This is a genomic window from Fodinibius sp. (genome assembly GCF_041642155.1).
Classification (GTDB): Bacteria; Bacteroidota; Rhodothermia; order Balneolales; family Balneolaceae; genus Fodinibius.
Genome location: NZ_JBEPWZ010000134.1, coordinates 1 through 7609, shown reverse-complemented (window position 1 = coordinate 7609; position 7609 = coordinate 1). Strand labels below are relative to the sequence as shown.

General features: G+C 53.0%; 7 protein-coding genes. 3 read left to right on the top strand and 4 right to left on the bottom strand.

Going from position 1 to position 7609, the window contains the following annotated elements; translation table 11 throughout:
• On the bottom strand, positions 1–542 hold a 542-nt coding region (locus tag ACESLU_RS08980), incomplete at its 3' end, for an AGE family epimerase/isomerase (RefSeq protein WP_372638135.1).
• A gap of 317 nt (positions 543–859) precedes the next feature.
• Between ACESLU_RS08980 and ACESLU_RS08975 the strand changes: the two genes are divergently transcribed.
• The 3 genes from ACESLU_RS08975 (at position 860) to ACESLU_RS08965 (ending at position 4419) form a co-directional block, all read left to right on the top strand.
• Complete coding sequence (locus tag ACESLU_RS08975) at positions 860–1630, top strand: creatininase family protein (RefSeq protein ID WP_372638133.1); 771 nt, start codon at positions 860–862, stop codon at positions 1628–1630.
• A 190-nt stretch (positions 1631–1820) separates the two neighbouring features.
• On the top strand, positions 1821–3422 hold the full coding sequence (locus tag ACESLU_RS08970; RefSeq protein WP_372638130.1) for an exo-alpha-sialidase: 1602 nt from the start codon (positions 1821–1823) through the stop codon (positions 3420–3422).
• A gap of 70 nt (positions 3423–3492) precedes the next feature.
• Positions 3493–4419 carry a dihydrodipicolinate synthase family protein gene (locus tag ACESLU_RS08965; RefSeq protein ID WP_372638127.1) on the top strand — a complete coding sequence of 309 codons (927 nt, stop codon included), beginning with the start codon at positions 3493–3495 and terminating at the stop codon, positions 4417–4419.
• Between the two features lie 153 nt (positions 4420–4572).
• Here ACESLU_RS08965 and ACESLU_RS08960 read toward each other — a convergent pair whose 3' ends face one another.
• From ACESLU_RS08960 to ACESLU_RS08950, 3 genes are all read right to left on the bottom strand, one after another.
• The gene (locus tag ACESLU_RS08960) at positions 4573–4812 is read right to left on the bottom strand and encodes a helix-turn-helix domain-containing protein (protein WP_372638124.1); all 240 of its coding nucleotides are present in this window, start codon (positions 4810–4812) and stop codon (positions 4573–4575) included.
• Between the two features lie 167 nt (positions 4813–4979).
• Positions 4980–6167 carry a mannonate dehydratase gene (gene uxuA / locus ACESLU_RS08955; RefSeq protein ID WP_372638121.1) on the bottom strand — a complete coding sequence of 396 codons (1188 nt, stop codon included), beginning with the start codon at positions 6165–6167 and terminating at the stop codon, positions 4980–4982.
• Positions 6168–6209: 42 nt separating this feature from the next.
• Positions 6210–7505 (bottom strand): TRAP transporter large permease, encoded by a 1296-nt coding sequence (locus ACESLU_RS08950; protein ID WP_372638118.1) that lies wholly within the window; start codon positions 7503–7505, stop codon positions 6210–6212.
• Between the last annotated feature and the right edge of the window lie 104 nt (positions 7506–7609).

Below are 7609 nucleotides of genomic sequence, written 5' to 3'. Positions count from 1 at the left end.
ATGGGCAGGGCAAACCCTTTGAGGGGACGCGTACCGGGTACGGAGGTATCGTATTGGCCTTTGGGATGATCGCGCCGTTCTAAAATGTTGGAATACGTCCGGGCGGCAATGGTCCTGGCTTCCTCTTCTCCGGCAGCTTTGTAATACTCGTGAAAGGCAAGAGCCGCAAAACAGTCTGAAAAAATGTTATAGGGCTGTACGAGCGGCTCTCCCCGGCGATTCAGGGCAAAGTACCATTGTCCCCCGGAGTCCCTCCCATGCTTTTTTAAGAACCGGTAACCGGCGGTTGCGATGTCAAGCCATTTCTGCCGCTCTGCCACCCGGTTGTACAGCATGGAGAAGGTCCACACCTGCCGCGCCTGCAGCCAGACAAATTTATCGGTGTCGTACACCGAGCCGTCGCGGTCGAGACAGCTGAAGTATCCGCCATGCTCCTCGTCGATCGAGTGATTCTCCCAAAAAGGAATGACATTTTCGAGGAGTGTACGTTTGTATTTTTCGGCAAGTTGCCCGGGATTATCGTTGAGCATATGAGTGGTCATTTTGTGTTGTGTTTGGTTACAAGGGTCCGGTAGGTAAGTCCCTTTAGTTTTTTGCCGTGGTCGGGCAGCAGAAAACTGTTGCGCATGCCCTTCAGGGATTACATATGAGTGGCTGTACGGTAGAATGCCAAAGTGTAATTTTCTTATGAGTTGAGATACGCGAATAAATAAGCCTACAAAATAAGTGCTCATTTATTATACTTTGGCCTGGAGGGCTACTCCATAAATAATAAAAGAAATATAAAGCTCAAAATTCTTTATTGTTGGAGCAGTAGTTTACTGAAATATTAATTTAAAATTAAAGAACAGCAGTTATTATGAGTTCACCCCGACCCTATATTCTTTCCGAAACCAACTGGAAAACCGTAAAAAATGAGGATTACGACGTGGCCGTGCTGCCCTGGGGCGCCACGGAAGCCCATAACTATCACCTTCCGTACGGCACCGATGTGATACAGTGTGATTACGTGGCGGCAGAATCGGCCCGGAAGGCGTGGGAGAGGGAAGCCAAACCCGTGGTGTTGCCCACCGTACCGTTCGGCGTGAATACCGGCCAGCTGGATGTGGACCTGTGCCTGAACATGAATCCCTCTACGCAAATGGCGGTACTGAGCGACATTGCGGATGTGCTCGAGCGCCAGGGGATACCCAAGCTGGTTATTCTGAACGGCCACGGAGGCAATCATTTCAAGCAGATGCTGCGCACGCTGCCGGTGGACTTCCCGGATCTTTTCTCGTGTGCCCTGAACTGGTACCAGGCGGCCGATGACGAGCGGTATTTCGATGAGCCGGGCGACCACGCCGGGGAAATGGAAAGCAGTACGATGATGCATATTGTACCCGACTGGGTGCTGCCGCTGTCAGAGGCCGGAGACGGCAGGGCGAATAAATTTACGGTTCCCGCGCTGAATGAGGGGTGGACGTTCGTGCAGCGCGAATGGACGCAGGTGACGGAGGATACCGGGGTCGGCAATCCTGCAGCCGCCACGGCCGAAAAGGGGGAAGCCTTTTTGAATGCCGTCACGGATAATATTGCGGACTTTCTGGTGGATCTTGCGAATACGGATAATGATTCGCTTTACGAGTAAGAGCTCCTAATGCGTAAAATCCCCGGGGCCGGGGTGGAGTTTTGCTTAGCTTTCACTTGTTTATGATTAGCGGTCAAGCTATGTCGGGGACAGGCAGAGGTTTGGGCTAAACGGTTCTTTGCCGGCGCAATACGGCAAGGAAGGCAGGACGGGTTTTTTAACTATAAACTTTTATCTGCTTATGCTGAGTATGTTTAAAACGATCGTTCTACCCCTTTTATCGGTCTGGCTGATCGCAACATCCTGCCGGGACACGGAGTCTTCCTCGAAGCAGCGCGACAACGGCATTACGATTCAACAGAAAGTAAGTCCGGTGCTGATGGGCCGGCAGCGGAATCCGGTGCTTCAGATTCAGCTGCGGGCAGATGGAGCGCAGGTGAGTTCGGAGGACACGGTGAGCAGCCTGAGCATCACCACGGAGGGCACGACCGATATTGAGGATATAAAGTCCGTCGATGTTTTCTACGCCGGTGACGAGGGGTCCCTCGGGGAGGCCGTCCGCTTTGGAGGGACTGATGAAATCGATGAAGTCATGGAGATTGCGGGCAGACAGCAGCTGAAAGGGGACAACAATTTTTTCTGGGTTTCCTATGAGCTGAAGGAAGGCGCGGAATTATTGAACAGGGTGGATGCGGGACTGGAGCAGTTGACCTTTGAAAGCGGCGATAGCTGGTCCCCCGAAGAAGCTTCTCCCCCGGGAGGAAAGCGCATAGGTGTGGTGGTCCGGCAAGGGGGGCAACAGGGCGTGCATACCTACCGGATCCCGGGTTTGGTGACCACGAACGAGGGTACACTTATTGCCGCTTACGATATAAGATATGACAATGCCAGTGACCTGCAGGGTGATATTGACGTGGGCATTAACAGAAGCACCGACGGGGGACAGACCTGGGAAGAGATGCAGGTCATTATGGATATGGGGGAATGGGGAGGATTGCCCGAAGAGCAGAACGGGATCGGGGACCCCTCCATACTGGTTGACGATGAAACGGGTACGATCTGGGTGGCGGCGCTGTGGACGCACGGCATGCCCGGAGAGCGGGCCTGGACGGCATCGGGACCGGGAATCGAACCGGAAGAAACGGGACAGTTTATGCTGACCAAAAGCGAAGATGACGGTAAAACATGGTCCGAGCCTGTGAACATCACCGGCCAGATTAAGGATCCCGAATGGCAGCTGCTGTTGCAGGGTCCGGGCAGGGGGATTACCATGGACGATGGAACGCTTGTCTTTCCGGCCCAGTTTAAAGATGAGAAAGGTATGCCCTACGCCACAATTATCTATAGTAAAGATCACGGCGAAAGCTGGAGTATCGGGTCCGGGGCCAAGTCTAACACCACCGAGGCGCAGGTGGTACAGCTAAGCGATGGTTCGCTGATGCTTAACATGCGGGACAACCGCGGCGGGGCTCGCTCTGTCTATACGACGGACGACCTGGGAGAGAGCTGGCAGAAGCATCCTACGTCGCGCTCCGCCCTCATTGAGCCGGTCAGCATGGCCAGCCTGATTGAATTCCCCTGCCCGGAAGACGAATTGAGCAAATACTGCCTGTTGTTTTCCAATCCCAACAGCACGGAATCACGAAAAAATATGGCGATTAAAATGAGTACCGATGACGGGTTGAGCTGGCCGGAGGATCAGCAGATTCTATTGAATGAAAACCAGGGTTACGGCTATTCCTGCCTCACTCCCGTGGATGAGCAGGCGGTGGGCATTTTATATGAAGGTGCCGGTGACCTGTTTTTTCAGAAAGTTTTGATAAAGGAACTGTTGGCAGACGAGACGCTATAACACACAGAGGCAGTGCCCGCGACTCATTAAAAATTATAAAACAGGTCAATCAAGCAGAATAGCAGTTATTATGAACAGTATTGAAGGTTTAGTGGTAGCGCCGTTTACACCCATGAAAGAGGACGGCAGCATACAGCTGGATATGATTCCGCCGTTATATGAACATTACAGGGAGCAAAAGATTGTGGGCGCCTTTATCAACGGATCTACCGGCGAGGGATTGTCGCTGACCACCCGGGAGCGCAAACAGCTTGCGGAAAAATGGAATGAAACCATTACGGACGATTTCAAGCTGTTAATTCATGTGGGACATGCCGGGGTGGAAGATGCGAAATCGCTCGGGAAACACGCGGCTCAGCTTTCAAATGTTACGGGGATTTCCACCGTGGGACCCTTTTACAGGAAGCCGGCGGATGTGGGGGGACTGGTGGACTTTTGTCAGCAGGTTGCGGAAGCGGCTCCGGAAGTACCGTTTTATTATTATCATATTCCGGCACTTACGGAAGTGAATTTCTCCATGGTTGATTTTCTGGCGGAGGGATCGGAAAAAATTCCCATGCTGAGCGGAATTAAATTTTCCAACTATGATTACGTGGATTTTAGCAGATGCCTGGAGTTTGCGGACGGAAAATACGATATCATGTTCGGCAACGACGAGCTCATGAGCTGCGGACTTATATTGGGAGCCAGGGGATTTGTGGGGAGCACCTATAACCTGTTTCCGGGTCTTTACCATGAAATACTTGCTGCCTATGAGCGGGGAGACCTTTCTGAAGTCAGAAGACTGCAGCGAAAATCAATGGAGTTTGTCCGCCTGATTGATCAGTATGAGTATGGCGGGGCCGCCAAGGGAGTCATGAAGCTGCTGGGCCTGGATTGCGGTCCCGCCCGGCTGCCGCTGCAAACGATTGATGCCGGTGAACTCACAGCCCTTGAAAAGAAACTGCGTGAAACAGACTTTTTCAGCTACGCTATGGACAAGGCCGTGCAGGATTAGCGGGCTCTTTGAAAAACCGGGCGTTTGGATCAAAAACAAAGCCTGATCGATTTCAAAACTGCAGCATATACCACATATGGGGTGTTTTGAATGGGCTAAAATACGGAAATCGGCCAAAACAGCGGTTTGGCCAGGCTTTCGATTATTAACGGGTTATGTTTCGTTCCCAAGCTTGTTTTTATATCGCACCGGACTTGTATCGGTGATGGCTTTAAACTGTTTGTTGAAGTTCGATATACTGTTAAATCCGCTTTTATAGCAGATTTCGGAAACGTTGAGATTCGTCTGCATCAATAACTTGCAGGCATATCCCCCCCGGTACTCGTTGAGATAGGTAAAAAAGGTTTTTCCGGTGACCTTTTTAAAGTAGCGGCAAAACGCTGTCTTGGTCATGTTGGTAATATCGGTGACCTGGTCCAGGCCGACTTGCCCTTCAACTCATGCTGAGCTATCGTGTACAGGGCGAAGTATTCCTGGGTTTAAGCTCCGGGATGCTGGATGATACACGTTAAGAGCAGGCCCACTTCGAGGGACAAGGCTGTAAACACAACATTCAAAATTTAATCCCCCTCCAGTGATTTCCGGATCCCCATTTCCAGTCCCCGAAGTTCCGCCAGTCCCCGCAGGCGTCCCAGTCCCGAGTAGCCGGGGTACGACTCCCGCTGCAGGTCATCCAGCAGGCGGTGTCCGTGGTCGGGACGCATGGGCATGGAAAGGTCGTCCCTGCCGTCCGATTTTCGCCGGTGCTGCTCCCTGATCAACGCCCGCATGACGTGATACATATCCGCATCGCCTTCGAGGTGACGTGCTTCCTGGAAGCTCCCGTCTTCATCGCGTTTGACGCTTCGCAGGTGCACAAAGTTAATGCGGTCTCCCAGGCGCTCGACCATGCCGGGGAGGTCGTTCTCGGGATGAGCCCCGTAGGAACCGGTACAGAAGGTGAGCCCGTTATAGGGCGAGTCTGCAGCTTCAAGCAGCCGCCGGGCGTCCGCTTCGGTGCTGACGATGCGGGGGAGCCCAAACAGGGAAAAGGGGGGATCGTCGGGATGAATGGCCATTCGGACGCCGCTCTCCTCCGCTACCGGGATGATCTCCCGCAAAAAATGGTAGAGGTGGGAGCGCAGTTTTTGATCATCGATTCCCTGGTATTCATCCAGGAGGCCCCGGAATTTTTCGAGCGTCAGTTCTTCATCGCCCGGCAGCCCGAGGAGTATGGTCTCGGTCAGCGCTTCGCCCTCGCCGTCGGAGAGCGATTCGTAATACGCCCTGGCTTTTTCCTGCCGTTCAGAAGAATAGGTCTGTTCTGCGCCCTCGCGCTGGAGGATGTACAGCTCAAAAGCGGCAAAGGCCGTGGCGTCGAACCGGAGTGCGGTGGATCCGTCGTCCAGCGGCTGGTTGATGGTGGTGCGGGTCCAGTCCGTCAGCGGCATAAAGTTATAGCATACCGTATCAATGCCGCATTCGGAAAGGTTCCGGATAGACTGCTTGTAATTTTTAATATACGTATGGTAGTCACCCGTTTGCTTTTTGATATCCTCGTGCACGGGAATACTCTCCACGACCGACCAGCGAAGGCCGCTGTCTTCAATGAGCTGCTTGCGTTTTTTAATTTCGTCGACGGGCCATACTTCCCCGTGGGGAATATGGTGCAGAGCCGTGACGATGCCGGTGGCCCCGGTCTGTTTGATGTCGGTAAGGGGAATCGTGTCGTAGGAGCCGAACCAGCGCCAGGTTTGTTCAAAGTTCATAGTGCAGGTGTGTTATAATTATAATTTTAATGCGATTATTAATTAAAATCCGAACATGCGCGGCAGCCAGAGGGTTAGTTCCGGAAAGAAGGTGATCAACATCAGGGCAACGATCATGGCGAGGAAGAGCGGGAGCAGCGGTTTTATGACTTTTTCGATGGTCGTACCGGCTACGCCCACTCCCACAAACAGCAGGGTGCCTACCGGGGGCGTGCACAAGCCGATGCATAAATTGAGCACCATCATAATGCCGAAATGTACGGGATCTATACCCAGTTCCGTCACGATGGGAAGGAAGATGGGGGTAAAGATCAGCACGGCGGGCGTCATGTCCATGAAGGTACCCACAAAGAGAAGAATCAGGTTGATGGTAAGCAAAATTACGATCTTGCTGTCACTGAGGGCGAGCAGGGCCGCACTGATATCCTGGGGAATATTTTCGTACGACATCACCCACGACATGCTGATAGAGGTGGCGATAAGCAGCATGACGATGGAGGTGGTCATCACGGAATCCATGAGGATGCCGGGCAGATCCCTGGTGGAGACTTCTTTGTAATAGTAACCCAGAATCAAGGTGTACACCACGGCGATGGCCGCCGCTTCGGTTGCGGTGAAGATGCCGGCAATGATACCACCGATGACGATGATGAGCAGCAACAGGCTTGGAAATGCTTTTACGAAGGTGCTGAAGACTTCAGAGAGACTGCTTCGCTCACCGACGGCAAAGTTTTTGCGTTTGGCCCAGAAGGCCGCAACGCCCATCAGCAAAAGGCCGATGATAAGTCCCGGCACATAGCCCGCGATAAAAAGCGCCGCGATGGAGACGCCCCCGCTTGCCAGCGAATAGATAATGAGAATGTTGGAGGGCGGGATGATCAGGCCGGTAGTAGAGGCGGTGATATTCACGGCCGCTGAAAATTCTTTGCTGTAGCCCTCCTTCTCCATGCGCGGACCCAGGATGGAACCGATGGCGGAGGCGGCGGCGACGGCCGAACCGGCAATGGCCCCGAAAAGCATGGCCGCAAAGATATTGACGTAAGCAAGTCCCCCGGGCATGGAGCCGACCAGCGTCTTGGCAAAGTCAATGAGTCGCCGGGCAATGCCCCCCCGGTTCATCACTTCTCCGGCCAGGATGAAAAAGGGGATGGCAAGCATGGTAAAACTGTCCAGGCCCGTGGCCATCTGCTGGGCCATGGTGGTAAAGGCCGATATGGATTCCACGCTCACCAGGATCGTAATCAATCCCGACAGGCCGAGTGTCCAGGCAATAGGTACCCCGAGGCCCAACAGGAAAACAAAGCTGAGAACCAGTATAAGTATTTCTATATAATCCATAATAAAATAATAGTGTTACGACCGGATGTTTTGTGGTTCGGCGCCTGATGTCAGCCGCGGTATGATGTCGAGGACCTCGTAATATATGATCAGCAACCCGCTCA

Coding starts and splice junctions, on each gene's coding strand:
- ACESLU_RS08970 (WP_372638130.1), top strand. CDS start 1,821: ATGTTTAAAACGATCGTTCTACCCCTTTTATCGGTCTGGCTGATCGCA.
- ACESLU_RS08950 (WP_372638118.1), bottom strand. CDS start 7,505: ATGGATTATATAGAAATACTTATACTGGTTCTCAGCTTTGTTTTCCTG.
- ACESLU_RS08965 (WP_372638127.1), top strand. CDS start 3,493: ATGAACAGTATTGAAGGTTTAGTGGTAGCGCCGTTTACACCCATGAAA.
- uxuA (WP_372638121.1), bottom strand. CDS start 6,167: ATGAACTTTGAACAAACCTGGCGCTGGTTCGGCTCCTACGACACGATT.
- ACESLU_RS08960 (WP_372638124.1), bottom strand. CDS start 4,812: ATGACCAAGACAGCGTTTTGCCGCTACTTTAAAAAGGTCACCGGAAAA.
- ACESLU_RS08975 (WP_372638133.1), top strand. CDS start 860: ATGAGTTCACCCCGACCCTATATTCTTTCCGAAACCAACTGGAAAACC.